The sequence below is a fragment of the Kitasatospora sp. NPDC086791 genome (assembly GCF_040685975.1).
Classification (GTDB): Bacteria; Actinomycetota; Actinomycetes; order Streptomycetales; family Streptomycetaceae; genus Kitasatospora.
Genome location: NZ_JBFBOC010000011.1, coordinates 181,187 through 206,944 on the forward strand (window position 1 = coordinate 181,187; position 25,758 = coordinate 206,944).

21 protein-coding genes and 4 pseudogenes are annotated in these 25,758 nt (G+C 72.2%); 11 read left to right on the forward strand and 14 right to left on the reverse strand.

What is annotated here, in order from left to right; all coding sequences use genetic code 11:
- Positions 1-17 precede the first annotated feature (17 nt).
- Positions 18-857, forward strand: coding sequence for a DUF1295 domain-containing protein (locus AB0Q99_RS17995; RefSeq protein ID WP_363572802.1), 840 nt, complete (start codon positions 18-20; stop codon positions 855-857).
- Between the two features lie 95 nt (positions 858-952).
- Here AB0Q99_RS17995 and AB0Q99_RS18000 read toward each other — a convergent pair whose 3' ends face one another.
- The 3 genes from AB0Q99_RS18000 to AB0Q99_RS18010 form a co-directional block, all read right to left on the reverse strand.
- A complete protein-coding gene (locus tag AB0Q99_RS18000; RefSeq protein ID WP_363572804.1) occupies positions 953-3,751 on the reverse strand; it encodes a SpaA isopeptide-forming pilin-related protein in 2,799 nt (932 codons plus the stop codon).
- 246 nt (positions 3,752-3,997) lie between these two features.
- Positions 3,998-4,909, reverse strand: coding sequence for a TIR domain-containing protein (locus AB0Q99_RS18005; RefSeq protein ID WP_363572806.1), 912 nt, complete (start codon positions 4,907-4,909; stop codon positions 3,998-4,000).
- 7 nt (positions 4,910-4,916) lie between these two features.
- Positions 4,917-6,431: a DUF4157 domain-containing protein gene (locus AB0Q99_RS18010; RefSeq protein WP_363572908.1), complete on the reverse strand. Its 1,515-nt coding sequence runs from the start codon at positions 6,429-6,431 to the stop codon at positions 4,917-4,919.
- Positions 6,432-6,774: 343 nt separating this feature from the next.
- Here AB0Q99_RS18010 and AB0Q99_RS18015 point away from each other — a divergent pair, with 343 nt between their 5' ends.
- A complete protein-coding gene (locus AB0Q99_RS18015) occupies positions 6,775-7,020 on the forward strand; it encodes a hypothetical protein (protein ID WP_363572808.1) in 246 nt (81 codons plus the stop codon).
- 381 nt (positions 7,021-7,401) lie between these two features.
- On the opposite strand, the gene AB0Q99_RS18020 is transcribed toward AB0Q99_RS18015, so the two are convergent.
- Entirely contained in the window at positions 7,402-7,941 is a 540-nt protein-coding gene (locus tag AB0Q99_RS18020; RefSeq protein WP_363572810.1) for a TetR/AcrR family transcriptional regulator, read from the reverse strand.
- Between the two features lie 309 nt (positions 7,942-8,250).
- On the opposite strand from AB0Q99_RS18020, the gene AB0Q99_RS18025 reads away from it, so the two are divergent.
- Both AB0Q99_RS18025 and AB0Q99_RS18030 read left to right on the forward strand, forming a co-directional pair.
- On the forward strand, positions 8,251-9,675 hold the full coding sequence (locus AB0Q99_RS18025) for an NAD(P)/FAD-dependent oxidoreductase (RefSeq protein WP_363572812.1): 1,425 nt from the start codon (positions 8,251-8,253) through the stop codon (positions 9,673-9,675).
- A gap of 329 nt (positions 9,676-10,004) precedes the next feature.
- On the forward strand, positions 10,005-11,657 hold the full coding sequence (locus AB0Q99_RS18030) for a serine/threonine-protein kinase (RefSeq protein WP_363572814.1): 1,653 nt from the start codon (positions 10,005-10,007) through the stop codon (positions 11,655-11,657).
- 482 nt (positions 11,658-12,139) lie between these two features.
- On the opposite strand, the gene AB0Q99_RS18035 is transcribed toward AB0Q99_RS18030, so the two are convergent.
- The 4 genes and pseudogenes from AB0Q99_RS18035 to AB0Q99_RS18050 form a co-directional block, all read right to left on the reverse strand.
- Positions 12,140-12,757, reverse strand: a complete 618-nt coding sequence (locus AB0Q99_RS18035) for an aldo/keto reductase (protein ID WP_363572816.1) — start codon at positions 12,755-12,757, stop codon at positions 12,140-12,142.
- 28 nt (positions 12,758-12,785) lie between these two features.
- Positions 12,786-13,604: pseudogene (locus tag AB0Q99_RS18040) on the reverse strand (FAD-dependent oxidoreductase); the annotation flags it as partial.
- On the reverse strand, positions 13,601-14,527 hold the full coding sequence (locus tag AB0Q99_RS18045) for an adenosine kinase (RefSeq protein ID WP_363572818.1): 927 nt from the start codon (positions 14,525-14,527) through the stop codon (positions 13,601-13,603). The pseudogene AB0Q99_RS18040 and the gene AB0Q99_RS18045, both read right to left, overlap by 4 nt.
- 136 nt (positions 14,528-14,663) lie before the next feature.
- Positions 14,664-15,209 (reverse strand): annotated as a pseudogene (locus AB0Q99_RS18050) (4-alpha-glucanotransferase); the annotation flags it as partial.
- 221 nt (positions 15,210-15,430) lie between these two features.
- Here AB0Q99_RS18050 and AB0Q99_RS18055 point away from each other — a divergent pair.
- Together AB0Q99_RS18055 and AB0Q99_RS18060 are read left to right on the forward strand one after the other, a co-directional pair.
- Positions 15,431-15,679, forward strand: a pseudogene (locus AB0Q99_RS18055) (Tn3 family transposase); the annotation flags it as partial.
- A 25-nt stretch (positions 15,680-15,704) separates the two neighbouring features.
- Positions 15,705-16,202 (forward strand): annotated as a pseudogene (locus AB0Q99_RS18060) (Tn3 family transposase); the annotation flags it as partial.
- Between the two features lie 215 nt (positions 16,203-16,417).
- Here the strand turns inward: AB0Q99_RS18060 and AB0Q99_RS18065 are convergent.
- Together AB0Q99_RS18065 and AB0Q99_RS18070 are read right to left on the reverse strand one after the other, a co-directional pair.
- Positions 16,418-17,419: an ABC transporter permease subunit gene (locus tag AB0Q99_RS18065; protein WP_363572820.1), complete on the reverse strand. Its 1,002-nt coding sequence runs from the start codon at positions 17,417-17,419 to the stop codon at positions 16,418-16,420.
- On the reverse strand, positions 17,416-18,312 hold the full coding sequence (locus tag AB0Q99_RS18070; protein WP_363572822.1) for an ABC transporter ATP-binding protein: 897 nt from the start codon (positions 18,310-18,312) through the stop codon (positions 17,416-17,418). The genes AB0Q99_RS18065 and AB0Q99_RS18070 overlap by 4 nt, the downstream gene beginning before the upstream one ends.
- A gap of 357 nt (positions 18,313-18,669) precedes the next feature.
- On the opposite strand from AB0Q99_RS18070, the gene AB0Q99_RS18075 reads away from it, so the two are divergent.
- Positions 18,670-20,175 carry a hypothetical protein gene (locus AB0Q99_RS18075; protein ID WP_363572824.1) on the forward strand — a complete coding sequence of 502 codons (1,506 nt, stop codon included), beginning with the start codon at positions 18,670-18,672 and terminating at the stop codon, positions 20,173-20,175.
- 299 nt (positions 20,176-20,474) lie between these two features.
- Here AB0Q99_RS18075 and AB0Q99_RS18080 read toward each other — a convergent pair whose 3' ends face one another.
- Positions 20,475-20,948 (reverse strand): IclR family transcriptional regulator C-terminal domain-containing protein, encoded by a 474-nt coding sequence (locus AB0Q99_RS18080; protein ID WP_363572826.1) that lies wholly within the window; start codon positions 20,946-20,948, stop codon positions 20,475-20,477.
- On the opposite strand from AB0Q99_RS18080, the gene AB0Q99_RS18085 reads away from it, so the two are divergent.
- Both AB0Q99_RS18085 and AB0Q99_RS18090 read left to right on the forward strand, forming a co-directional pair.
- Positions 20,949-21,392, forward strand: coding sequence for a hypothetical protein (locus tag AB0Q99_RS18085; RefSeq protein WP_363572828.1), 444 nt, complete (start codon positions 20,949-20,951; stop codon positions 21,390-21,392).
- 221 nt (positions 21,393-21,613) lie between these two features.
- Complete coding sequence (locus AB0Q99_RS18090) at positions 21,614-21,883, forward strand: hypothetical protein (RefSeq protein WP_363572830.1); 270 nt, start codon at positions 21,614-21,616, stop codon at positions 21,881-21,883.
- Between the two features lie 83 nt (positions 21,884-21,966).
- Here AB0Q99_RS18090 and AB0Q99_RS18095 read toward each other — a convergent pair whose 3' ends face one another.
- On the reverse strand, positions 21,967-22,374 hold the full coding sequence (locus AB0Q99_RS18095) for a MarR family transcriptional regulator (RefSeq protein ID WP_363572832.1): 408 nt from the start codon (positions 22,372-22,374) through the stop codon (positions 21,967-21,969).
- A 100-nt stretch (positions 22,375-22,474) separates the two neighbouring features.
- Here AB0Q99_RS18095 and AB0Q99_RS18100 point away from each other — a divergent pair, with 100 nt between their 5' ends.
- Complete coding sequence (locus tag AB0Q99_RS18100; protein ID WP_363572834.1) at positions 22,475-23,263, forward strand: alpha/beta hydrolase; 789 nt, start codon at positions 22,475-22,477, stop codon at positions 23,261-23,263.
- A gap of 310 nt (positions 23,264-23,573) precedes the next feature.
- Here AB0Q99_RS18100 and AB0Q99_RS18105 read toward each other — a convergent pair whose 3' ends face one another.
- Positions 23,574-23,795, reverse strand: a complete 222-nt coding sequence (locus tag AB0Q99_RS18105) for a hypothetical protein (RefSeq protein ID WP_363572836.1) — start codon at positions 23,793-23,795, stop codon at positions 23,574-23,576.
- A gap of 179 nt (positions 23,796-23,974) precedes the next feature.
- The gene (locus tag AB0Q99_RS18110; RefSeq protein ID WP_363572910.1) at positions 23,975-24,877 is read right to left on the reverse strand and encodes a pirin family protein; all 903 of its coding nucleotides are present in this window, start codon (positions 24,875-24,877) and stop codon (positions 23,975-23,977) included.
- A gap of 194 nt (positions 24,878-25,071) precedes the next feature.
- Between AB0Q99_RS18110 and AB0Q99_RS18115 the strand changes: the two genes are divergently transcribed.
- On the forward strand, positions 25,072-25,566 hold the full coding sequence (locus AB0Q99_RS18115; RefSeq protein WP_363572838.1) for a carboxymuconolactone decarboxylase family protein: 495 nt from the start codon (positions 25,072-25,074) through the stop codon (positions 25,564-25,566).
- Positions 25,567-25,758: the final 192 nt, after the last annotated feature.

The following is a 25,758-nucleotide window of genomic DNA, read 5'->3' on the forward strand; positions in this document are numbered from 1 at the left end:
GGGTGCGGGGTGCGGCCGTGAACGCCGGTGCCTTCGCCGTCAACCTCGCGGTCACCGCCGCCGTCGCCCTCGCCGTGCTGCTCGCCGCCTTCGCCGTCGGGGTGCGGACCGGGCGCCACCGCGGCGTGGACGTCGCCTGGGGACTGGCGTTCACCGCCGTGGCGCTGAGCGGCTTCGCGCTGTCCGACGGCTACGGGGACCCGGGGCGCCGGCTGCTGGCCACCGTGCTGGTCACGGTCTGGGGCCTGCGGCTGTCCGCGCACATCTGGTGGCGCTCCCGGGGGGCACCCGAGGACCCGCGCTACGCCCGGATGCTCGCCCGCGCTCCCGAAGGCCCGCCCCGGACCCGGTACGCGCTGCGGATCGTCTACCTGCTCCAGGCCGCCCTCGTGTGGTTCGTCTCCCTTCCCGTCCAGGCCGCCCAGTACCTCCCCGGCGCGCCCGGCGCGCTCGCCTGGGCGGGCACCGCGCTGTGGGCGGTCGGACTGTTCTTCGAGGCGGTGGGGGACTGGCAGCTCGCCCGGTTCAAGGCCGACCCGGCCAACCGCGGCCTGGTGATGGACCGCGGCCTGTGGCGCTACACCCGCCACCCGAACTACTTCGGCGACGCCTGCGTCTGGTGGGGGCTGTTCCTGCTCGCCGCCGACGCGCCCATCGGCTGGGCCTTCGTCCTCAGCCCGCTCCTGATGACCTGGCTGCTCGCGTTCGGCAGCGGAAAGCCCATGCTGGAACGGCAGTTGGGCGCGCAGCGACCCGGCTGGGCCGAGTACGCCGCCCGGACCAGCGGCTTCGTGCCGCTGCCACCGCGCCGGGACCGGGGGACCCCGGTCGTACCGCCGCCGGGGCCGCACCCGTGACGCCGTCCGTGCAGCACGAGGCCGGAGGAGCCACGACGGGCTCCTCCGGCCGGGGCCAGGCATTCATCCGGTCATCCGGTCATCCGGTACTCCGGTCAGCTGCCTGAGCCGAGAGACGAGAGGAGGCGGTTCAGAACTCCTCCCTCTTCACCGTGCGGCGTGGGCGGACGGTACCCGTGCGGGTGCGGCTCGTTCTGCCCCGGGTCGCACGGGTCCGGCGGGCAGGGCTCGGGCGGGCACGTCTTGCTGTCCTGGACCGTGACCTCCACGCACGGGCAGTCCTTGGTCAACTCGACCGTGGTCACCGCGTCGTGCGGCAGGTCGTAGCCGTCGGGCGCGCTGACCTCCTGCCAGTAGTAGGTGCCGAGGGGCAGGCCGTCCGCGTTGCAGATGCCGTTGGCGGGGGTGGTGCAGGGGGAGCCGACGGCGGTGTCGGGGTTGGCGCCGGTGGTCTGCAGGCCGGGGACGCCGTTGGTCTCGCGCCAGAGCTGGAAGACCGCGCCGGCGAGCGGCTTGCCGGTGTCGGCATCGACCTTGGTCACGCTGGTGGAGCCGGTCCCCGTGCCGGTCTTGGAGTCCTTGACGGTGACCGGGATGTTCTGCCCGTTGGTGTCGAGGACCACGGTGGTCACCGCGGGCCGCGGCAGGTCGTAGCCGGGGGGAGCCGCGGTCTCCTGCCAGTAGTAGGTGCCGAGGGGCAGGCCGTCCGCGTTGCAGATGCCGTTGGCGGGGGTGGTGCAGGGGGAGCCGACGGCGGTGTCGGGGTTGGCGCCGGTGGTCTGCAGGCCGGGGACGCCGTTGGTCTCGCGCCAGAGCTGGAACACGGCGCCGGCCAGCGGCTGGCCGGTGCCGGAGTCGACCTTGGTGACGCTGGTGGTGCCGGTCGGGGCCGTGGTCGGGGTGTCGGCGACGGTGATCGGCACGGTCTGCCCGTTGGTGTCGAGGACGACGGTCGACACGTTGAGCTCGGGCAGGTCGTAGCCGTCGGGTGCGGAGACCTCCTGCCAGTAGTAGGTGCCGAGCGGGAGGCCGTCCGCGTTGCAGATGCCGTTGGCGGGGGTGGTGCAGGGGGAGCCGACGGCGGTGTCGGGGTTGGCGCCGGTGGTCTGCAGGCCGGGGACGCCGTTGGTCTCGCGCCAGAGCTGGAAGACCGCGCCGGCCAGCGGCTGACCGGTGCCGGAGTCGACCTTGGTGACGCTGGTGGAGCCGGTCGGGGCCGTGGTCGGGGTGTCGGCGACGGTGATCGGCACGGTCTGCCCGTTGGTGTCGAGGACGACGGTCGACACGTTGAGCTCGGGCAGGTCGTAGCCGGGCGGGGCCGCCGTCTCCTGCCAGTAGTAGGTGCCGAGCGGCAGGTCGGACGCGGAGCAGATGCCGTTGGCGGGGGTGGTGCAGGGGGAGCCGACGGCGGTGTCGGGGTTGGCGCCGGTGGTCTGCAGGCCGGGGACGCCGTTGGTCTCGCGCCAGAGCTGGAAGACGGCGCCGGCGAGCGGCTGACCGGTGCCGGAGTCGACCTTGGTCACGCTGGTGGACCCGGTCTCGACCACCGGGGACTTGGTGTCGGCGACGGTGACCGCGACGGTCTGCCCGTTGGTGTCGAGGACCACGGTGGTCACCGCGGGCTGCGGCAGGTCGTAGCCGGGGGGAGCCGCGGTCTCCTGCCAGTAGTAGGTGCCCAGCGGCAGGCCGGACACGGCGCAGACGCCGTTGGCCGGAGTGGTGCAGGGAGCGCCCACCTCGGTGTCCGGGGTGGTCCCGGTGGTCTGCAGGCCGGGGACGCCGTTGGTCTCGCGCCAGAGCTGGAAGACGGCGCCGGCCAGCGGCTGCGCGGTGACGGAGTCGGTCTTCGTCACGCTGGTCGAGGCGGTGGGCGCCGGGGGGTTGCCGCAGTCCGGCAGACTGCCGTTGAAGGGGTAGGCGTGGAACTCGGTGCCGGTCATGCCCGAACCGGAGTTGTGCAGCAGCGAGCCGGTGGTGAAGAACCGTCCGGCCGTGCCGGGCAGGTTCACCGTGCTGGAGCTGGCCGGGTTGCCGACCAGCACGCTGCCCTGGAACTGCCCCGACCCCGTGAGGGTGACGGAGGTCGCGGTCGGGAAGTTCCACAGGAGGCGCTCGCGCAGCTGGTTCCAGGGGTCGGTGTCCTGGAGGCTGCCGCTGTAGGTGTTGATGGTGCGGGCGCCGCCCACCATGTTGACGAGCACCGTCGCGGTCGAGGGGATGCCGGCGAACACGATGCCCTGGGTGGAGCCGCCGTTCCCGGCGATGTCGAAGTCGACGTTGAAGACCTGCAGCGCCGAGGTGCCGTCACCGGTGAACAGGGTCTGGTAGCCCTGGTTGACGGCGGTTCCGGTGGCCGGGCGGGGCGTGCCGACCCCGGCGTAGCACTCACTGGCGGTCTGCAGTTGGCCGCGCAGCGGCGTGTAGGCGGCGACGGCCTGCGCGTCCTGGATCTTCGTGCCGGTGATGGTGCCGGTGGCCGTGCCCGCGTAGCGGACGACGCCCCCGTCCGCCAGGAGCCGCTGCCCCGGTGCGACGGTGACGTTGCCTCCGGCGGTGAGGAAGTCGGCGCCGTCGGGCGGCGGGACGCGGGAGCCGACGCCGGCGATGCCGACGTTGTACGCGGAGCTGGCTCCGGCGGCCTTGTTGAGGTCGAAGTTGCCGAGGGTCACCACGTGGCCCTCGGCCTCGGCGGCCGAACCCCGGACGTTGAAGTCGCCGCCGACGAAGATGTTGATACCGGCGTCGCGGCCCGCGAAGGGACCGTTGTTGACCGGTGGGAACGTCGCCGGGCAGTCCGAGCCCAGGCACGGTCCGAGACCGCCCGGAAGCGTGGCCGCGCTCGCGGCCTGCGGTGCGACGAGCGACAAGCCGAAGGGCACGAGCGTCAGGGCCACGGCGGTACCCACCGCCCGGCCGAGCCGGCGTCTCCAAGTGACCGCGGTCACCGGAATCTGACTGGACTTCACCTTGGTCCTCTCACCAGGTGGACGAATGGGGCCCTTGAAGTCTTCTGGGCCGGAGGACCGAGCGCCTGCGATCGGCAGGCGCCTTCGTCTGAACGGTGCGTCAGTACACCCGATCGGTTGCAGCCCGCCGCGACGGACCGGGCCGGGGGTTCCCCGACCGTCGAGGGGGCCGGGTCAGCGGCCTTGGGTGAGCCGGTAGTGCCGCGGGTCGGCGATGCCGTGCAGGTCCTCGGCGGTGAGGGTGCGGCCGTCGCGGCCCAGGAGCCGGAGGTGCCGCAGCTCGTGCACCGGGCGGAGCCCGAAGGAGGACGCCAGCTCCAGGTCGAGCCGGCCCTCCGCCCGGGCGAACCACCAGCGGCCGGTGACCTTGCCCTGCAGGCCGGCCCGCAGGTGGCTGCCCGTCAGGTGGCCGCCGTCGACGGAGTCGTCGGGCACCGACGCGTCCGCCGAGGCGGTGAGCCGCACGTCCAGGGAGTCTCCGGACGGCTCGTCACTCTCGATCGTCCAGTGGCCGGGCTCCACCGACCCGGCGTCCGCCGGATCCCGCCCGGTGGCGGGCCCCGCGGTGGCGGGCCGGGTGCCGAGCAGCCGGTGGACCGCGGCGTCCGCCGCCCGGGCGTCGCTGCCGGGCGGCAGCTGCTCCACCCGGCCCTCCCCGGGTGGCAGCGGCGTCGCGTCGAGCGGCCAGACCAGGCACGGCTTGTCGAACGAGGCCGCGTACCGGCGCTGTTCCAGGACGTGCGGGTCGTCGGCCGCGGCCCGGGACCAGAGGAGCAGGAACAGGTCGCAGGCGCCCAGTTCCTGCAGCACCGGCTCGGCCGGCAGTCCGTCGGAGAGGTCGCGGGACTCGTCCAGGGCGGTCCGGGCGCCCCCGGCACGCAGCCGGGCGTCCAGGGCGGCGGCCCGGTCGGCGTCCGCCGGTGCGTGGGCGAGGAAGACCCCGGGGCGTGCCGCCCGGTCGGGGCCGCCGGGCCGGTTGCCGCTGGGTTGGCCGTCGTGCCGGTCGTCGTGCCGGTCGCCGTGCTCGCCGCTGGGCTGGTCGTCGTGCCGGTCGTCGTGCTCGCCGCTGGGCTGGTCGTCGTGCATGGGTACCTCAGACCTCCGCGTCGTACGTGTCCTGGTCGCGGCCGTGGTACCAGGGTGCCTGCGGGTTGTAGGAGGCGAGGTAGTAGTCCGCCTCGCAGGTGAACGTCGCGGGGAACAGCTGGTGCGCCCGCAGCTTCAGCAGGTTCATGGCCGCGATCTCGTTGGCCAGGGCCTCCTGGTCCTGCTCGTCCACCGGCTTGGCCTGCTCCTCGTCCACGAGTTCCTGGGCCGCCGCGAGGTTGTCCTTCAGGAACTGGGGCCACTGTGCGGGATCGTTGCTGTACGTGTAGTGCGGTGTCACCCGGTAGTGGACCATCTTGGGCCACCTGGCGTTGGGGTTGTTCAGGGGCGCCGCCGGGTCCAGGACGTGGGTGACGTCCGGGTGCGACTCCGCGTAGGGCGCCAGGGCGGCCGCGGTCGCCTGGGCGCCCTGGACCTGCTGCCCCGGGGCGACGAAGCCGATCTTGCTGTCGCCGAGGTCGACCGGCTGGTTGGCGCCGATCCACTGCTCGTAGCCCGCGGCGAGTCCGTTGGTGCCGCTCTGCATCGCGGCGCGGATGGGCCGTTCGACCTTGTTGTAGTGCTCCTGGGTGTTGGACTTGGCGGAGCCCATGAAGATGTTCCAGGCGGTGTCGTTGGCGCCCGCGACGAAGTCGCCGTTGATCGCGTGCATCGCGGTGGCCGCGTTGTCCTGGCCGTTGGCGCGCACCAGGTTGCGGTCGGCGATCCGCATGGTGGTGATGTCCGCGGGCTCGCCGGGCGACGATCCGCCCCCGGTGTTGCTGAGCATCCGTTCCAGGTGGAGCCAGTTGCCGAGGGTGCCGCCGCCGGGGTAGACCAAGCCGGCCCCGTGCAGCACGTCGGTCTGGATGCCGCCGAGCGGTGCGCTGCTGGGCGTCATGGTGCTGAACGGCTGGAAGGTGACGGCCCGTTGGAGCACGGGCTCGCCGGCCTGCGGGCCCGTGCCGTGGCCGGCGCAGCGCTCGTCCTCGGGTGCGTGCGCCTCGGGCCGTTCCCCGGTGGCCGGGTCCGCGGTGGCCGGTCCGGGTAGGGCGCGGCGCATCACCCGGACGGCGTTGGCCTCGGCTTCGCGCTCGAACCGGTCGGAGGGGTCGGAGACCTTGAGCCCGGAGCCGTCGTCGGCGCCCGCGACGGGGCCGCGGCGCTGCTGGAGGACGTGGGTGAGCTCGTGGGCCAGGGTGTGCGGGTCGCCGCCGCCCGCCCCGATGACGACGTGGTCCCCGGAGGTGTAGGCGCGGGCGCCGACCTCGGCGGCGGAGGCCCGGGCGGCGCTGTCGTCGTGGATGCGGACGGCGGAGAAGTCGGCGCCCATCCGGCCCTCCATCTCGGAGCGGACCGCGGCGTCCAGCGGACGGCCGGGCGTGCTCAGGACGTCATGGACGGTGGAGCGCTGCACCTCCGGCCGGGGCCCGGCCCCGCCGACTGACCCGCCTGGGCCGCGCGACGCCTGACGGAGCATCTGGACGACGGCCCGGTTCCCGGCGGTCGCCTGCAGCGCCATCAGGTCCGGCCGCGCCGTCAGGTCGGGCCGCGCCGCCCGGGTGCCGACCCGCGGCGAGCGGGCCGGCGCACCGGCGCGTCCGGCGGCCTGGGCCCTGGCGTTCTCTCGGGCGTGCAAGGGGGCATGCAAGAGGGGCCTCTTCCCGCGGCGGAACAGCGACCCTTCCTGCTTACGCGCTCGGCGCCCGGGGCGCCAGGGCCCGAAGGGCAGACCCGGGTGCCCCGGCGGGCACCCGGACGGGCACCCCGGGAGCGGACGCCCCGGACGTCCTCGGTCCGAGGGCAGGAGCAGGAGCAGGAGCGCTGGGGCGAGCCATGGGTCGTGCGGAGCCCGGAACGCGCCCTTGACGGTGATCGCCGCATGCGACACCTTGGTCACGCTTTGTGTGCGGGCGGTCGGGTTTGACAGTGGACACCGGCGATACGAACTGATCCGCCGTCTCGACCCCTACGCCAGGAGCGCGGCCACCAGCCGCCCCGACCTCGCCGCCGCCGTACGCTCCGCCCTCGCCGCCCGGCTGCCCGAACTGCAGCCGCACGCCGAGGATGTGACGGCCTTCCTGGCCGAGTACTACGGCATGGAGGACTGAGCCCGGACTGAGCCCGGACGGGGCCGGGCGGCCGCGGCACACCAGCCGCGGCGGCCCGGCCCGGGTGCCGCCCCGGGCTCGCGTCCACCCGCCGACCGGGGAGCAGGTCGGCGACGCGCGCCCCCCGGCGAGGTGCGGGGCCGGCCTCCGCGCTCCCGGGCGTCGGCGAAGTGGTAGGCGGCGGAGAGCCCGTGTGCGGCGGCGGTGCCGGGCCAGGGGGAAGTAGAGGAGGCCGGAGCAGCCCACGGAGACGAGGCAGTAGGTGACCGACCGTGTACCGGTCTCCGTGTACTGCTGGCAGGACGCCCGGGCGCACATGCCCGTCAGGCTCCGGGACCGGTCGGGGCCGGTCCCGCCGCATCGACAACGGGTGGGTCCGGGTCAGGCGGAGGCGCCCTGCAGCAGGATCGACAGCAGGAATTCCGGGGCCTGGCGCGAGCCCATGTGGCCTTCGAGGGTCAGCTCCCACGCGGTCTCGGCGAGGCTGCAGAAGGTCGAGGCCAGCCAGGTGGCCGCCATGTCCTTCCGCAGCAGGTCGGCGTCCTGTGCGCGCTGGACGAAGGCGACGGTCCGTTCGAAGACGGCCTCCGCGCGGATGCTGGCCTCCGGCACGCCCAGCACGTCGGGTTCGACGTAGACCAGGTTCCACAGCTGTGCGAACGGCGGGTACTCGGCGCTCAGTGCGGTCAGCACCTGCCGGATCGGCGCGTCGTCGGCCTCGGCCCGGGACAGGGCGTGGTCGCAGTCGTCGAGGATCTTCTCGGCCATCGCCCGGACCAGGTGCTGCCGGGTGGGGAACAGGCGCACCAGGGTGGCCCGGCTGATGCCGGCCCGGGTGGCGATCACCTGCATGGACGCCCCGCGGTCCTTGGCCAGTACCGGGATCGCCGCGTCCAGTACCTCTGTCGCGTCGGTGCGCAACGTCCATCCACTCCCTGTGCCTCTATTGACACATCAATGCCTCAATGTATCCTCTGCAGTATCAGCCTCATTGTACTGAAGAGAGGGATTCCCGCCGCGCCCGCGGCCGGTCCCGCTCGCCGGAGGTGCGCTCTCTTCGTGTGCGCACTTTCGCGCCCGCGCCTTCCGGGGCGCGCCGGGAGCTGCCGCCGAAGGCCGCGCGGTCCCCCTCGTCCTTGCCCCACGGGCACGTCGTCGAGCGCAACGGAGCGCTCGACGGCCCCCCTCGACCGCCCGTGGCAGATCCAGATCGGTATACAGCCAATGACGATGCACCGCCGACGTTTCCTCACCACCATGGGCCTCGGCCTGACCGCCGCCACGGCCCTCGGCACCCTGGCCGCCTGCGACAATGGCGTGGACGACGGCGACCCGACGGGCTCACCGTCGGCTCCGGCCGGCTCCTCCCCGTCGGACCGCAGCGGCGTGATCGTCGTCGGCGCGGGGGCCAGCGGCCTGGCGGCGGCGCGGTACCTGGCCGACAAGGGCAGGAACGTGCTGGTGCTCGAAGCCCGCGGCCGGATCGGCGGCCGGATCTGGACCAGTGAGCAGTGGACCGGCACCCCGGTGGACATGGGCGCCTCCTGGATCCACGGTGTCGACAAGAATCCGATCACCGACCTGGCCAAGAAGGCCGGAGCCCGGATGGTCACGACCGATCCCGAGAGCGCCACCGACTACCTGGCCAACGGCCACAAGGCGGACGACGCCTCGGAGCAGGCGATGCAGCGCTGGCGCAAGGCCGCCGCGCACGCACTGGAGGCGAACCAGGACCAGAACGACGACCAGAAGGACGTCTCGATGCGCAGCGTGGTCGAGCGTGCGCTGAACTGGTCGTCGCTGTCGAACGGCGACAAGGCGCTGGCTTCCTTCGCGTTGAACGACTACGAGCACGAGTACTCCGGCGGCGTGGGTGACATGTCGGCGCTCTACTTCGACAACGGGGCCTCGATCAGGGGCAAGGACGTGCTGTTCCCGGGCGGCTACCACCAGATCACCGATCTGCTCGCCAAGGACCTGGACGTACGGACCGAGCACGTCGTCCAGCAGATCGACTGGGACGCCGCCGGTGCGACGGTCACCACCGACAGGGGGGTGTTCCACGGCGATCACGTGGTGGTGACGCTGCCGCTGGGTGTGCTGCAGAGCGGCGCGGTCACGTTCGGTCCCGGCCTGCCCGCCGACAAGCGCACCGCGATCGACAAGCTCGGCATGGGTGTGCTCAACAAGTGCTACCTGCGTTTCCCCAAGGTGTTCTGGGCGGACACCGACTGGCTGATGTTCGCACCCAATCTGGACAGGTACGGGCAGTGGGAGCAGTGGATCAACCTCAGCCGTGCCGTTGGGCAGCCGGTGTTGCTCGGCTTCAACGCCGCGGACTTCGGCCGGACGGTCGAGGGCTGGAGCGACGCGCAGATCGTCGGCGGCGCGATGGAGACGCTGAAGACGATGTACGGCGGTGACATCCCCCAGCCGACCGACTTCCAGATCACCCGATGGGCTTCCGACCCGTACGCACGCGGCTCGTACTCCTACTACCGGACCGGCTCCACCCCGGGCATGCGCGACGCGCTCGCGGCCCGGATCGGTGATCGGGTGCACTTCGCCGGTGAGGCCACGCACCGCGAGTCGTCCGCGACCGTCCACGGGGCCTACCTCTCGGGCATCCGCGCGGCCAAGGAGATCGCTGGCTGAGGCGACCGCGCGGGCACCGATGCCCCAGGGCTCCCCCTCCGACGAGGGGGCGGGCGTCCTGCCGTCGGTGCCCGCAGCGGCATGTCCCCGAACCCCGGCGCCGGCCGGCGGCCGTCGGCCGCAGGTCGCCGACGATGCCGCCGTTCGGCCGGAGGGAAGCGTGCGCCCGGCAGGGGACGGCCGAGGTGGACAAGTCCAGTGCGGAGGGTGACCGGGCAGCCGGTTATGATCCGGTGCGATCCGGACGCCGGCACTCGCCCAGGGCGCGTCTCAGCTGCCCGCTTTCCTCCGCGTCCCCATCTCCACCGCACGACCCGCTGGGAGCCAGCATGACCACAGAGCGTTTCGGCGCGCCCACGTCCTCGGCCTTCCAGGCGCTGAGCCCGGGCGACCCCGGCGAGATCGGCGGCTACCGGCTGTGCGCGCGGCTCGGTGCGGGCGGCATGGGGCGGGTCTACCTGGCCTACACCCCCGGCGGGCGTCCGGTCGCGCTCAAGGTGGTCCGGCCCGAACTCGCCGAGGACCCCGAGTTCCGCCACCGCTTCGCGCAGGAAGTGGCCAGTGCGCGGCGCATCCACAGTCTGTACACCGCCCAGGTCGTGGACGCGGGCACCGACGACGTCTGTCCCTGGCTGGCCACCACCTATGTGCCCGGCCCCTCCCTCCAGCAGGTCGTCCGCCGACACGGACCGCTGCCGGAGCGCACCGTTCTGCTCCTGCTCGCCGGCATCGCCGAGGCGCTGCAGGCCATCCACGCCGCGGGCGTCGTCCACCGCGACCTCAAGCCCGGCAACGTCCTCGTCGCCCCCGATGGGCCGCGCGTGATCGACTTCGGCATCGCCCGCGCCGCCGACGCGAGCCCGCTCACCGGAACCGGCCTGCGGATCGGTTCACCCGGCTTCATGGCTCCCGAGCAGGCCCTCGGACAGCCCGCGAGCCCGGCCACCGACGTCTTCGCGCTCGGCGCCCTGATCGCCTTCATCGGCTCCGGCAAGCCTCCCTTCGGCGACGGTCCCGAGCCCATGGCCCTGTACCGGGCGGTGCACGAGGAACCCGACCTCTCGCACCTGACGCACGGACTGCACGACCTGGTCCGGTTCTGCCTGGCCAAGGACCCCGGTGACCGCCCGGGAACCGCCTGGCTGATCGAGGCCGCACGGAACCACCCCGCCACCGGCGGAGAGCTCCGCTTCTCCGACGGCTGGCTGCCTCCGCACGTCAGCGGTGACCTCCGGAGCCACACCGATCTGCCGGCCACGCCCGCCGCCGCCCAGCCGGCGGTGTCGGCCGAAGCCCCGACCGCACGCGTCCCTCACGCCGCGGCACCCACCCGGCTGGAGCCGGCGCCCACCAGCGTGGACTCCGTCGCGACCGGCCGCCGCGCGGTCGCTCCCGCCGGACGAGGACGCAGCGGCGGTCGCACCGCGCTGGCGACCACCGCCGCGCTCCTCGTCGGTGCCGCCGCAGCGTTCCTCCTGCTCGACTACACGGAATACCTCGACGAGTCCGCAGACCAGCCCCAGCCCGCCGCGGCGACGAGCGCTCCGCCCCCACCCGCCGTCTCCAGCCCCGCCGCGCCGTCCGCATCGGGACTGTCGGCCGGGGTTCCGGGCTACACCGCCGCCTACGCGAACCTCGAACTCACCTCGCCCGACCGCGACTACGAATTCGATCTCAAGAGCGGCAAGGTCACCCAGGACGCCACCGCCTGGTACCTCGCCCGTCAGGCCGGAGCGTTCTACATCCCGGAGGACAGCGACGCCTACGTTCCGCCCGCCGGGCCTCTCACCCTGCCCGACTGCCTCAAGGGCATCGAGACCCAGCCCACCGCGAGCCTGCCGTACACCACGCTCCGCGCCGACAGGAGCTTCTGCGTCCGGGCACCCGGAGGCCAGGACATCGCCATCGTCCGAACCCTCAACACCGCCTCGAACGACGGGCCGGTGAAGGTCTCCGTCACCTACTACCGGCGCTCCGCCTGAACGGGTCGAGCGGGCGCGCGGCCGGGGTGGGACGTGCGATGTGACGGGTCTCGTCACTGCGGGAGCAGGCTCTGGCCGGCGATCTCCCCGCCGGAGGTCCAGTCGGTCTGCCGGACGACCTGCCCGGTCCGCACCGAAAGCCCTCCGGCCAGGTGGTCGGTGCCCGTGAGGTGCCGCCCGTGCGGGCCGGGCGCCGTGCGGGCCGGCTCGGCGGGGGAGTGCAGCGGCGACGGCCGGGAGCGCAGCTCGTCGCGGGGCTGCTTCCCATCTGTCGAATGCGCAGGTCAGCGCACGCGACCGCGCGGCTTCAGGGGGATCCCGGGGAGCTCGGAAGCGGGCCGACTGGAGCGAGCCCGGGCCGGACGCGGTGGCTGGTGCGTGGTCGAGGTCACGAGGGTCCCTCCAGCAGCAGTGGGGGCGCTGGGTGGGTCTGCCCAGCCCGGCCCGCCGGTGGGGCGGCGGGCCGGGCGGTCGGTGCGGGATCAGGGCAGCGGGGCGCCGCGCGCGCTGATCCACAGCTCGTACCACTCCTCATGGGTGAGCTCGGGTTCGCGCAGCACGGCGTCACGGCAGGCCGTGATGCGTTCGGGCCGGGTGGACCCGATGACCGGTGCGATGCCGGCCGGGTGGCGCTGGAGCCACCAGAGGAGGATCGTCTCCGGGGTCGTGCCCTTGCTCGCGGCGAGGGAGTGGATGAGTTCGCCGGTCGGCGTCGGCCTGCCGCTGGTGAAACGGCCCCGGGCCAGGGCGCCCCAGGCCTGGAGTCCGATCCCGTTGGCGGAGCAGTACTCGACCGTTCCGTGCGGGAAGCCGGTCTCGGCGGAGGCCGCGGTGTTGACCAGTACGCCGTCCTCGACCCAGTCGCGGTGGCCCAGGCTCATCTCCAACTGGTTGACGACCAGGGGGACGTCGAGCTGCGCCTGGAACCGGGCGATCTGCGCGGCGCTCATGTTGGACACGCCGAACCGCCGCACCATGCCCTGCCGGTGCAGGGAGCCGAGGGCTTCGGCGATCTCCTCGGGACGGGCCAGCGGATCGGGCCGGTGGAGCAGCAGCACGTCGAGCGTGTCGGTGCGCAGCCGGGCGAGGCTCGCCTCCACCCGTCACGAACACGCTGGGCTGGTCGACGAGGTTCGATCCGACTCCGGGCAGGTCGATCTCGGGCCGGACGCCCACCTCCAGCAGGTGGGCCGCGGGGCCGATCCCGCTGCGCATCAGGACGGCGGGCGAGCCGAAGCTGCCGCAGGCCAGGAGGTAGCTGTCGGCGCGCAGCGTCTCGCGCCGGCCGTCCACCTCGATCGACACGCCCCGGACGCGGCCGTCGCGCACGTCCAGCCGGTCCACCGCGGCGTCTCCGACGATGGTGAGGTTGGGCCGGGAGCGCGCCGCGTCCAGATAGGCGAAGGCCGCGTTGTGGCGGACGCCGTCGAAGGCGTTGAGCAGCGGGGTGCCGTATCCGGGCCCGCCGGGGGTGCCCATGTCCACCTCTCGGAAGCCGATCTCGGCGGCGGCCGCCAGGGCGGACCGGCTCCACCGCGAGAACTCGTGCTCCGGCACGCGGCGAAGGCCCATCCGTTCCACCGCCGCGAGGCGGTACGGCTCCATCGCCCAGGCCGTCCAGCGCGGGCCCGCGAGCCGGGCCCACTCGGCGTGGTCGGCCTCGGAGCCCCAGGTGTTCCAGCAGCCGTTGATGCAGGACGAACCGCCGAGCAGGCGGGCACGGATGCGGTGGGCCGGGGCGTGGCGCTCCCACACCTCCTCGCGCGGCAACGCACGGGCGTTCAGCACCCTGGCCGGCCATCCCGACCGCTCCGGGCCGAAGTCCGGTCCGGCCTCCACCACGCACACGCCGCGGTCCGGGTCCTCGCTCAACCGGGCCGCCAGCACACACCCGGCCACACCGCCGCCGAGGACGAGCACGTCGTAGCCGGCGGACGGGCCCGTCACGCGTTTCCCTCCGCCGTCAGCGCGTCCAGTTCGGCGACGCGGGCGAGGAGTTCGTCCCGGGTGATGGAGTCGGTGCCGGTCGCCGGGACGGTGCAGGCGAACGCTCCGGCGATCGCGCCGTAACGGGCGCACCGCGCGACCGGTTCGCCGGCCAGCCAGCCGAACAGGAAGCCCGACGCGAAGGCGTCACCGGCGCCGTTGGAGTCGACCACCGGGGCGGGCGGCGGGATGACGGGGACGTGGGTGATCTCCCCGTCGGACAGCAGGTACGCGCCTTCGGCGCCGGCCGTGGCGACGACCACCCGGGCGCGGCCCCGTTCGACGATCCGCCGCATGGTCCGTTCCGGCTCCGGGAGGGCGGTGGTGGAGAGGAAGACGACGTCGGCCCCGTACGCGAACGGCTCGTGGTAGGCGTTGGTGCCGTCCCAGTTGTGCAGGTCGGTGGAGACGGTCACACCGGCCTCGCGCAGCTGCGGCAGCGCGAACGCGCAGGGGTAGGTGATCGACACGTGGGCGTGGCGGCTCACCGACGCCAGCGCCCGGACGGTCTCCTCGGGCAGCCGGTCCGCCTCGTCCGAGCGGGTGTCGTCGTAGAGCGACAGGCGTCGTCCGTCGGGGCCGACCAGGTTGACGGCGCGCTTGGTGCCGCCGGGCAGCGGGACCTCGGTCAGTGGGACGCCCCGGTCGCGGTGCAGGGCCCGGACCAGGTCGCCGGGGTGGTCCGCGCCGATCATGTCCAGGTGGTGGGTGCGCAGGCCCAGCGCGCTCAGGCCGAGCGCGACGAAGTCGCCGGTCTGACCCGCCCGCATCTCGACCCTCGGCACCATGTAGCTGTCGGCGAAGGGCAGCGGAAGCTCGGGCACGTACACGATCGTGTCGACCCCGGCGCCTCCCAGGACGAGGACGTCTGTCTCAGTGTTCATCGATGTTCCTCTCGGGCCCGGGACCTGGCGGCGGCGACCGCGGCCCCGGCCGGCTCGGCCCACATGTGTGACTTACCGTCAACCGACGGTGATGGAAGGGGAGTCAAGCAGGCTCGGCGAGTCATGGCAAGATATTTCAGAAGCTTTCAGAAAACCTTTGCAGATCCCTGCGGCGCGCTGCCGTCCTGCGGTACCGCGTCGGGGGCCCACCGGTCGGAAAGGTCCCGGTAGAGCTCGGCGACGACACGGGGCCCGGCCGTACCGCCAGCTCCTCCAGGGTCAGCGGACGGCCCTCCGGATCGGCGATCGGCAGCCGCCAGTTGGGGTACTCGTCGACCGTGCCGGGCAGGTTCTGCGGACGGCGGTCCCCGACGGTGTCGGGCAGCCAGACGCCGAGCAGCTTCGCCGGGGTGAGCGCCAGGAACCGGTGCAGACCGAGCGCCGCCCGGTCCGGCACGCCCCCGGTCCGTGCTCCGAGGGCGCCGACCCGCTCCAACTCCTCCAGCCAGCCGTCCCGTTCGGCCTCCGCCGCCGCCGCGACCCGCTCCACCGGTTCGGCGAGCAGGCCGAGCTTCTCGTGCAGGTCCACGTGCTCGCCTTCGAGCCAGGCCGCGGTGCTGGGCAGGTCGTGCGTGGTCAGGGTGGCGAGGCAGTCACTGCGCCACCCCTCGGGCGGAAGAGGTCCCGAGGAGGCCTTTCAGTGGCGGTCTGGTGGTGTCAGGACGGCCACCGGACCGCCCTGACACCACACCCAACTCCCTCGCGGCGTCAGTTCATCCACTGAAAACAGCGCGACTTCCGCGCTCGGCCAGCCAGGCGTCGACGCCCTGGAGAGCAGCTGGCAACGAGACCACGTCCGCAACTCCGTGAAACGCCAAAGGGTGATCAACTTGAACTGTCCACATAAAGAGCTTCCCTGTCTTCAGCCTCGCCCACCTGCTCGGCTTCGAGCTGATGGCCAGGATCCGCAACTGGAAGGACCTGGTGTTCTTCCGCCCAACCAAGCACGCCTCCTACGTCCACATCGACGCACCGTTCGGCCCGGTCGGGCGCAACGTCATCGACTGGGACCTGATCGAGTCGTACTTCAAGGACCTCATGCGCGTGGCACTGTCGGTGCGCGAGGGCAAGATCTCCTCCGTCCTGCTGCTGCGGCGCCTGCGCTCGGGCTCCCACAAGAACGCCCCACTACGCGGCGTTCCGCGAGGTCGGCCGCGTGATCCGCACCATCCAGCTGCTGCGCTACCTGACCGACCCGCAGATGCGCCGACGGGTGACCGCGGCGACCAACAAGGTCGAGGCGTTCAACGGCTTCTCCGAGTGGGTGCGCTTCGGCAACCGGGGCGTCATCGCCGACAACGACCCCGTCGAGCAGGAGAAGGCGGTCAAATTCAACGCCTTGCTCACCAACTGCCTGATCTTCCACAACACCCTGGACATCGCCCAGGCGGTGCGCGAACCGCAGGCCGAGGGATGGAAGGTTGAGCCGGAGGATCCGGCGGAGGTCTCGCCCCACCTGACCGAGAAGATCATGCGGTTCGGCGAGTACTCCACCCACGAGCTCGACCTGGCCCCGGAGGCGTACGAGCCGCACCTGGACGTCGACTTCACCAAGCTCGGCTCCCAGATCACCCGGAGGCGTCACCGGCTGCCTGAACAGGCACGGATTCCGTGACGTCGATCGTGCTTCCCCCTGCTACTGCAGTCCTCGTGTACTTGAGGAGGCCGACCAAGTTCAGCCAGGAGGACGGGCGTGGGTGACACGGAGGTCGGATGCCGTCAGCTTCGGGGCGAGACGGGCTCGTATGGTGGTGGGGGCGGCCGAAGCCAGTTGCGATGGCTTCGGCCGCCCAGGCCGGTGTTCAATTTGTGTCGCTGCCCCGCCCGGGGTCAGGCGAGCTTGCCGCGCAGCCACCAGGCACTGAAGCCCGCCAGGCCGGCGGTGAGTGCGAGGAAGATCGCCGTTTCGTACCACTGGAAGGCCCAGTAGCGGTCAGCGGGCTGGTAGGTGGCCGTCACATGTAGGTCGGCCTTGGCGAGGCAGGCGTCGTGGGTGGCCGCGTCCGAGACGTTCGCACAGGGCTGGGTCGCCATGGTGAGCGCTTGACCGGACGAGGTCCTGACCGGTTCAGCCCCGGAAAGGACCCAGGCGCCGGGCACGTTCAGGTCCGCCACGAACGGGGCAGCCGGATCCGTTCCATTCGCGAACCCGATGAGTGACGCCGACTTCAGCGCCTCGGAGGTGAGTGCCACGTTCCCGTGGACGGGCGACTCCAGGTGCGGCCGGACCGCCAGCGGCATGAGGACCTGGACGGCGGCGAAGACCGCCAGCACGGCCGCCATCGCGGGCACGCTGCGCCGGATGAGCAGGCCGACACACGTCCCGAGGGCCACTGCGAAAGCGGCGTAGCCGAGCGGGACGACGCCTCGTGCGCTGAAGAGCAGCGGGATGAAGCGGTTGTTGTTGATCCGGTCGAGCGGACTGGCGAACCAGGACACCAGCAGGCTGAGGAGTCCGGTGGTGGTCACGGCGGCCAGGACGATGGACAGGAGCTTGACCGCGAGCCAGCGTGTCCGGGTGATGCTCTGGTTCCAGATCAGCCGGTGCGTGCCCGTCTCCAGCTCGCGGGCGATCAGCGGCGCGCCCCAGAAGGCCCCGATCAGGCCCGGTACCAGGAGCACCAGCCCGCTGCCGAGGTAGTACGGGAAGCTGTACTGGGTGGTCAGCTGGGACACCGGCGAGCAGCCGCCGTTCGGGCAGCCGGCCAGGGCGTTGTTGTAGGCGTTGTGCAGCTGGAAGCCGGAGATCAGCAGGTAGACCCCGACAGCGAACAGGGCGGCCACGGCCACCAGCAACTGCACGCGGAATTGACGCCAGGACAGCCAGATCATCGCTGCGTCTCCAGCACGGGTCGGTGGTCGGCGCCGGCGGCACCGGCCTGGGTCATGTAGGAGAGGACGAGGTCCTCCAGGGCGAGCGGCTCCATCACCCAGGAGGAATCGTCGATGGCCGCGTCGGTGCGCACGACGAATGTGCTCTGCCGGTCGGTGTGGTTGGCCTGGATGACCTGCATGCCCGTGGGCAGCGTGTCGGCCTCGCGGCGAGCCGTGGTGAGCCGGAAATGGGTGGCCAGTAGGTCGTCGATCTCGCCGACGGCCTGGACTCGGGAGGCGGCCAGGACGATCAGGTGGTCGCAGACCCGTTCCAGGTCCGAGACAAGGTGCGAGGAGAGCACAACCGTCGCCTCGGTCTCGGCCACGAACTCCATCAGGCTCTGCAGGAACCCACGGCGGGCCAGGGGGTCGAGCGCCGCGACGGGCTCATCGAGCAGCAACAGGTCGGGGCGCTTGGCCACGGCGAGGGTCAGCGCCAGTTGGGCACGCTGGCCGCCGGACAGCCGGCCGGCCCGCTGCGCGGGGTCGAGGCCCAGCTGCTGTATCCGGCGCTCGGCCAGCCCGGCATCCCAGCGGGGGTTGAGCTTGGCGCCCAGGCGCAGGTGGTCGGCGATCGACAGCGCGGCGTAGGTGGGCGTGTCCTGGGCGACGAAGCCGACCCTGGCCATCTGCGCGGTACTGGACGCGGGACGTTCGCCGAGGACTTCGATGCTGCCGGAGGTCGGGGTGAGCATGCCGCAGGCCAGTTGCAGCAGGGTCGACTTGCCCGCGCCGTTCGGGCCGACCAGCCCGACGACCCGCCCGGCCGGCACGCTCAGCGTGCAGTCGGACAGCGCCTGACGTCGGCCGTAGCGTTTGCCAAGCCCTCTTGCTTCGATGATCGCGGTCATTTCTCCTCTTCGGTGGAGCTGTGAAAGGTGTTGAGGAACAGGGCCTCGATGCTCTCCTCGTCCAGTCCGGCGTCACGGGCCTTGGCGAGCCAGCGCTGCAACTCCTGGCGCAACGGCTCGTGCTCGGATCGCGGCGTGTCGCCACCTCGTGCGCACGGTCGGACGGGGTTTACGGAAGATCCAGTACCGACCTCAACTCCCGGCATCCGGGGGCCGCCCGCTCGGACCGGCCTCCCCCCGGGGGGGGGGGCGAGGGTGTCGGGGCGGCGGGCGGCGGGTGTTCCAGGCAGGTGAGGGCCACGGACGCATGCGGCGTGTGGGGTGCTCGCGGGCGTCTGGTTCGCATATAGGTATGACATGGACACTTCCCCCTTGCGGCGCTGCCCCGCTCTCCTCGGCCTGGCCGGAGCCCTGTTGCTCTCCGCACCGGCCGCGATGGCAGCCGCTCCGTCATCCCACGCCAGGGACGCCTCACCCGTCTCGGGCGCCGCCGGCGGTACCGTCCACCAGGTGGACCGGTTCAAGCGCCAGCTGACGAAGGCCGGCTACGTCTCGCAGGAAGGCAGTGAGGCTGTCTTCGACCTGAACAAGAGGTACTGCGAGGGCGCCGTCTTCAGCGGCTTGTGGCCCAACCCGCAGTCGCCCTACATCGTCACCAACATGCCCGAGGTGCCGGGCCAGGCGCCCAACACCAATCCGCCCGTGACGTGGCGCCTGCGGCAGGACGAGGCCGTCGTCCTGATCGGTACGACGCCACCGCCTGAGGAGTACTTCTCCTTCGACCTCACCAACGTGAAGGGCTCCCTGCACACCGGTCCGGTCGTGTGGACCTCCGTCGGCGACCCGATCAACAACAAGACCGTGAAGACGACCGGTGGGTCCCCCTACAACCGGCCATTCGCCGTGGTGATCACCGGCAACGGCCGCACCCGGGACGAAGTGAACCACATGCTGGAAGCCTCCGGCCTCGGCGGCGAGATCAACGACATGACCATCCCCCCGGCCATGTACAAGCTCGGCCTCGACGCGGACGCCGACCAGTTCCTCGTCGGGACGCGCACCATCGTGCCCGAGCACGGTTACGAGAAGGCGCTCGACGACTACCGTGCCAACCCCCCGATCCAGGTCCTGCGGGTGAGACCGCAGAGCACCTCGGGCGACGAGACGAAGCCGGTGTACGGACCCGACCCGCTGCCCGTCCCGGACCTGCGCGTCTCCGGGACCGGCGCCACCGAACTCGACCTCAACCCGGCCCTGCAGACCCTGCGCCAGCGGATCATCGACGCCCACCCGGGCTTCGACGTGCACGACGAGGTCGTCGAGCGCGGCTTCGAGGAGTCGAACCCCGGACTGCAGGACAACCTGCTCACCGATCCCCCGACCACGGGGGTGGACGGTCTCTCCAATGACGCCGACGACCCCCTGACCCGCAACTTCTCGCTGCCGGACGGCTCCTTCGCGGTCGCCTACGGCGCGAACCACGTGGTCACCGGACAGGCGAGCTACTCCAGCGTCACGTTCAACGCCGACGCCCACGCGGCCGTCGCCCTGGCCGCCCAGAACAACATCGACCTCCAGGGCACAGCGAACGACTACATCCCCGACCAGGCGGACGCCGCCAAGCTCTACGCCTGGTCCTTCACCCGCGCCGGGGACAGCGGCCCCTCCGGACCGCACGTCACCACCCTCCCGCCCGTCAGCACCGACTTCTGCGCGCAGTACGGGGCCGAGCGGCCCGTCGACCTGAGCACGATCCGCGTCGTGGCCCGTGCCTACATGCAGCCCGACACCCTCACCCGCCCGGCACTGTCCTCACTGCTCCTGGACCGCGTGCTCGTTTTCACCCCCAAGTGCAAGGACTGACGGAACGTCGTTCCGACGACCGGATGTGAGCCGCCCGGGCCGGCCGGCCCGGGCGGCCGTACCTGCCCTCGCCGCGCCGCCGACCCTCGTCGTTCGTGACGGCGGGGCAGGCGGATGATGCGACTGCAGCGGCTCGGCGGGGCGGCTCGTGCACGCCGAGGTCGGCAACGTGCGGCGGCGACCACAACCAGATCCCCAGCCGACCCGAGCGTCGGCGCGACCAACCGGGACCGCTCAAGGACGCGGCGGGAGTGCGCCCAGCGCAGGGGGATCTCCGCGAGCAACGATTCCGCTATCCGCTACGCAAGGCTCAGCGGCATCGCCCCAGGCCATGCCCTCCCTTGCGCATGTTGGAGAGCGGGCACACCGATGGGCACTCCTCCTCCCGTGCCCATGATGGAGTCGTGCCACAGGACCGGTGCGGCGACGGAGTCCCAGCCGGGCCTGCACTCCTGGCGGCCGACACCGAAGCCGAGCCGGCGGATCTCGTCGAGAGTCGCAGCGAGTGCGTTGTTGTCGCGGATGACACCCGGGCCGGCGGTGGGCGGAACGTCTTCGGCGAGGACGAGGTCCTGGAGGGTCCGGGACGGGTAGGCGAGGATGACGCGCCCGGAGGCCCCGGTGCGCAGAGAACGTGAGACGGAGACGACGTCTTCGGCGGACATGCCGACCTCGGCCGGGTCCAGGTCGCCGATGACATGGTCGGAACAGAGCCGCTTCGCGCCGCCGAAGGGAGCGAGGACGTAGAGCAGGGCGAGGCCGCCGGTTGCCAAGTGGAGGCGCTCCACGCCCAACTCGCGGCCGCAGCGGAGTTCTACGACCTGGCGGGCACCGGCCGGCTGATCGCCCGCGACGCCCGGAACTTCGGGCCGGACGGGCGGCGCCACCAGTACCGGATCGTCGTGCTCGGCGGACAGGTCCTGCGGGCGGTCGAGCACGTCCAGCCGGACCCGGACGCGCCGTGCAACGAGTGCCAGGGCGCCGTCTCGACCCGCCTGGATCCGAACGACCTGCCCACCGGCCTGGCCGAACTCGCGGTGTCGGCGGCCAAGTCGCTCGGCCTGCCGTTCGCCGGCGTGGACCTCGCCGCCGAGAGCGGCGGCGTGGTCTTCGAGGTCAACGTCCACCCCGCGTTCGGCGCGGACCGCGGCCTGGAGACCGTCGCCATCCCCTACGTCGCCGCCCACCTGCCGCCCAGTGCCACCGGGCTGAACTGACCGGTTGCCGACGCCCGGACGGTGACCGGGCGGCCCGACCCGCCGGCGGGCCCCCCTCGGTCGTCAGCGTGCCCTCCTGGCCCCCGGCGCACAGCGCGTGCGCGACCTCGGCCCGTACCTCCGCCGCTCCGGGGCCTCGGGAGAACCCGCAGAATTTCGCGGCGCGATCAGACGAAAGTGTTCCATCGAGCGCTGAAGGGCCGCAGAGTCGGCGTGGCCATGTGGATGGCCACTGGTCAGCGGGCCGGCGGCACGCCTCGCTGCAGACGGAGTCGTCACACCCGCCCACCTCCCCGAGGACACTGCTCGCGCTCGCCGGGCAGGTGGAGATCGGCCACTTCCTGGAGGCCTCCAGCCGCGAACTGCCGCCCCCGTACGACCTCTCGCTCGGGGAGGGCTCCATCGCCGCCCCCGCCGACCTGGAACGCATCAGCCAGGTGCGCGAGCAGTCCCGGTACCTGGTGACCTGTACCTGGTGCCCCAGTACGTGACCAGCGGGCGAAGCTTCGCCCGCTGGTCACGTACTGGGAACGGTCGCGGACGGCAGACCGCAGGGCGCGCGGTTGTTTCGTGGTCAGGTGTCCAGGGCGGTGTCGAGCAGCGCGCCGAGTTGGTCGAGCTGTTCCGGGGTGAGAGCACGGAAGGAGTCCGCAGTGATGGCGTCGGCCGCGGCCTGACCCTCGACCCGCAGTCTGGCGCCCTCGTCCGTGAGCCGGTGGCGCACCGCGCGCCCGGGCCCCGGCATCCGTTCGATCAGGCCGCGCTCGGCCATCCGTACGGCCAGCGATCCGAAGGACTGGTCGGTCTGGAAGGTCAGCACCGCCAGCTCGTGCAGCGAGGCGTCGGGCTTGCGGTCCAGGTGGCGCAGGGTGTCCCACTGGGCCACCGAGAGGCCGAGCGGTGCCAGCGCCTTGCTCAGGGCACGGTGGTGCCGGTGCTGGAGACGCTTGACGGCGAGGCCGACCTCTGACGGTTCACGCATGGTGGAAGTCTACCGCATATCTAAGGTTGCTTATATGCGCACCCTGATCTAAGGTTCATTGCATAAGGAACCTTAGATAGACCCTCCAGGGAGATGAAAGATGCCGAGCACCCCTGTTCCCGCCGGGACCCTCCGGCCCACCCGCACGGTGACGACTCCGGTCGGCCCGGTCGAACTGACCGTCCAGGACCGCGACCGCACCCGCCCGTTCCTGCTGCTGCACGGAGGCGGCGGCGTCCGAACCATGGCCGGGTTCGCCGATCTCCTCGCCGAGCGTGCCCGCGCCCGGGTGCTGTTGCCGACTCACCCCGGATTCGCCGGCACCCACAAGCCCGACGGTCTCGTCGGCGTCATCGGGCTGGCCCGCGCGTACGTCGCACTGCTGGAAGAGCTCGACCTCACCGATGTCACCGTCGTCGGCAACTCCTTCGGCGGCTGGCTCGCCGCCGAGATCGCCCTGCTGGACAGCCCGCGCGTCAGCGGCGCCGTCATCATCGACGGAGTCGGCATCGAGGTGGCCGGCCACCCCATGACCAGCCTCGCCGGGATGACACCGCAGCAGATCAGCGGCTACTCCTTCCACGACCCGAGCAAGGCACCCGTCCCGCCCGCCGGGCAGACCGGGCCGAGCCCCGACCTCCAGGCCCTCATCCGGTACACCGGCCCCACGATGTCGGACCCGACCCTCATCGACCGCCTGGCCGGCGTCCGCCTGCCCGTCCACGTCATCTGGGGCGAGAGCGACGGCGTCGTCACCCCGGAGTACGGTCGCGCCTACGCCGCCGCCGTCCCCGGTGCCGCGTTCACCCTGCTGCCCCGAACCGGCCACCTCCCCCAGCTGGAGACCCCCGAGGAACTCCTCGGCGCCATCCTCGACCTCGGTGCCTGACCGGCTCCCCGGCCACCGGCCCCACCCGAAACAGAAGGCGACACCATGAAGACCCCTTGCCGCGACCCGGGTCCCTCCTGCGCACCCCGCAGTCGCAGGTCCTCACGGCAGGAAGGCGCTTCCCCGTCACCGCCCGTCCGGTGGAGAGGGGAGGGCGCGACGAGATCTGGGCCAAGATCCTCGACCTCACCACCGGATACCAGGCCTACAGCGACCGGAGCGGTCCGCGGCTGCCTATCTTCGACCTCGAACCCGCCCGACCGGAAGCAACTCCGCACCACCGTTGGTGAGCGGTCAGTGTGGGGCTGTGTCAGAACAGCGCGCCCTGGTGCAGAGCGGTGACGGCGCTGGTTCCGGTGATCGAGGCGGACGGCTTGGTGGCCGTCTTCTCCGGCCTGCGCCGCTCTGGTGGTGACCGTCCTTCGACAGCAGGCGAGGGGGCCGTGTCAGGCGTCCGCCGGTTCTCGCGGCGGCACTCGACGATGACCTCCCGGGCTTCGTGAGCGCCCAGTCGGTTCTGGCGGTCTGTCACCAAACGCAGCATTGGGTCAGCAATGGTCCTGTCAGGCGCTGTCGCGGATGGTCGAACGGTGTCACGCGTCGAGTGCGGAGGCGAGTGCCGACGGGGATGCCCAGGGGTGAGTGCAGGGAGGCTCCGGCTCGGGGTGCGGTGGACCCGGCCTCCGCACCCCCGATTGCGAAACCCGCAGGTCAGCGGGTGCGTCCGCGCGGCTTGAGGGGGATTCCCGGGAGTTCCGGGGCGGGGAGGCGGGCGCCCGGGTAGCCCTCGACAGCGCCGAAGCGGTCGGAGTTCTCGGAGCTCATCCACTCCTCGCGGGCTCGGGTAATGTCGTCGTTCGACCGCCCGATGAAGTTCCACCACATGACGATCTCCTCCTCGAAGGGCGTGCCGCCGAGCAGGACGGCCCGGGCGTCGGTGTCGCCGGTGTTGGAGAGGGTGACCGTGGTGGTGCCGGGGGCCAGGTAGCCGAGGTCGGCGGGGTGTAGCGGGGTGCCGGCGAAGCGGACCTCGCCGCGGTCGACCAGGAGGCCGTGTTCGAAGGCGGGGTCGACGGCGAGGGTGACGGCGGCGTGCGGGCGCAGGGTGAGTTCGGCGCCGAGCAGCGGGGTGAAGGTGGGGACGGGGGAGGTGTCGCCGGCCAGGGAGCCGAGGAAGACCCGGGCCTCGCCGCCGCCGTCCAGGGCGACCGGGGCCGGGGCGTGGTGGTGGAAGTCGCGGCCGGTGTGCCGGTGTTCCTCGGGCAGGACGACCCAGAGCTGGACGCCGTGCAGGGTGGTGGTGGCCGGGGTGGAGACCTCGGAGTGGGCGATGCCGTGGCCGGAGGTCATCAGGTTGACCTCGCCCGGTCGGACGTACGCGTGGATGCCGAGGCTGTCCCGGTGCTCGATCTCGCCGGTGAACAGCCAGCTGACGGTCTGCAGCCCGGTGTGCGGGTGCGGGGCGACGTCCATGCCGCCGGTGTCGGCGACGTCGTCGGGGCCGTAGTGGTCCACGAAGCACCAGGCGCCGATCAGGGTGCGGGAGCGCTGCGGCAGCGTCCGGCGCACGGTCATCGCGCGCGGGCCGCCGAGCGGGACGTCCCGCGGGGACAGGACCTCCGCGCGCGGGTCGGCGGCGGGCGGCGCGACGGTGCCGGTCTCGGCGGTGACGGGGTCGGTCTCGGTGGTGCTCACGGTGGGTCCCTCCCGGGTGCGTGCGGACTGCTCTGCGGCCATGATAGTTCTATATTCAACTATCATGGCGTGGCAGAGTGGCGGACGACAGTGATCAAGCCTAAGGAGTCCAGGTGAGTGACGTGACGGTGGTCCCGGCGGACCGGCGGGTGTTCATCGACAAGCAGAGCCCCCAGGCGTACAAGGCGCTGGTCGCGGCCGCCGAGGCGATGCGTGAGGTGGCGGCGGAGGCCGGGCTGGACCGTCGGCTCGTCGAGCTCGTCAACCTCCGGGTGTCGCAGATCAACGGCTGCGCCTACTGCCTGAACGTGCACACCAGGGCCGCGCTGCGCGAGGGCGAGACGACCCAGCGGCTGGGCGTGCTCCCGGCCTGGCGCGACACCGAGGTGTTCGACCGGCGGGAGCGGGCCGCGCTCGCGCTGGCCGAGGCGACCACCCACCCGGCGGACGCGGCCCTGCAGGAGGCCGCGTACGGCGCCGCGCGCGAGGTGCTGAGCGAGGCGGAGATCTCCGCGGTGGTGTGGGTGGCGATCACCATCAACTCCTTCAACCGGGTCTCGATCATGAGCAAGCACCCGGTCCGCCCCGCGCCGGCGCCGGCGCGGTAGCCGCCCGGGCTGGCGGGCCTCCACCTTCCGGCGTAGGCGCTCCTGAGGCGGGTGTACGGCCGGTTCCTCCCGGCGATGGATGACCGACCGTCAGGGCGGCGGCGAGGCTGGGCGTCGAGGGCGAGGGAGTGCTCGCCGCAGGTGAGGGTGGGGACGCATGGTGCAGGGACCGGGACGTACGGCGCGGGGCGC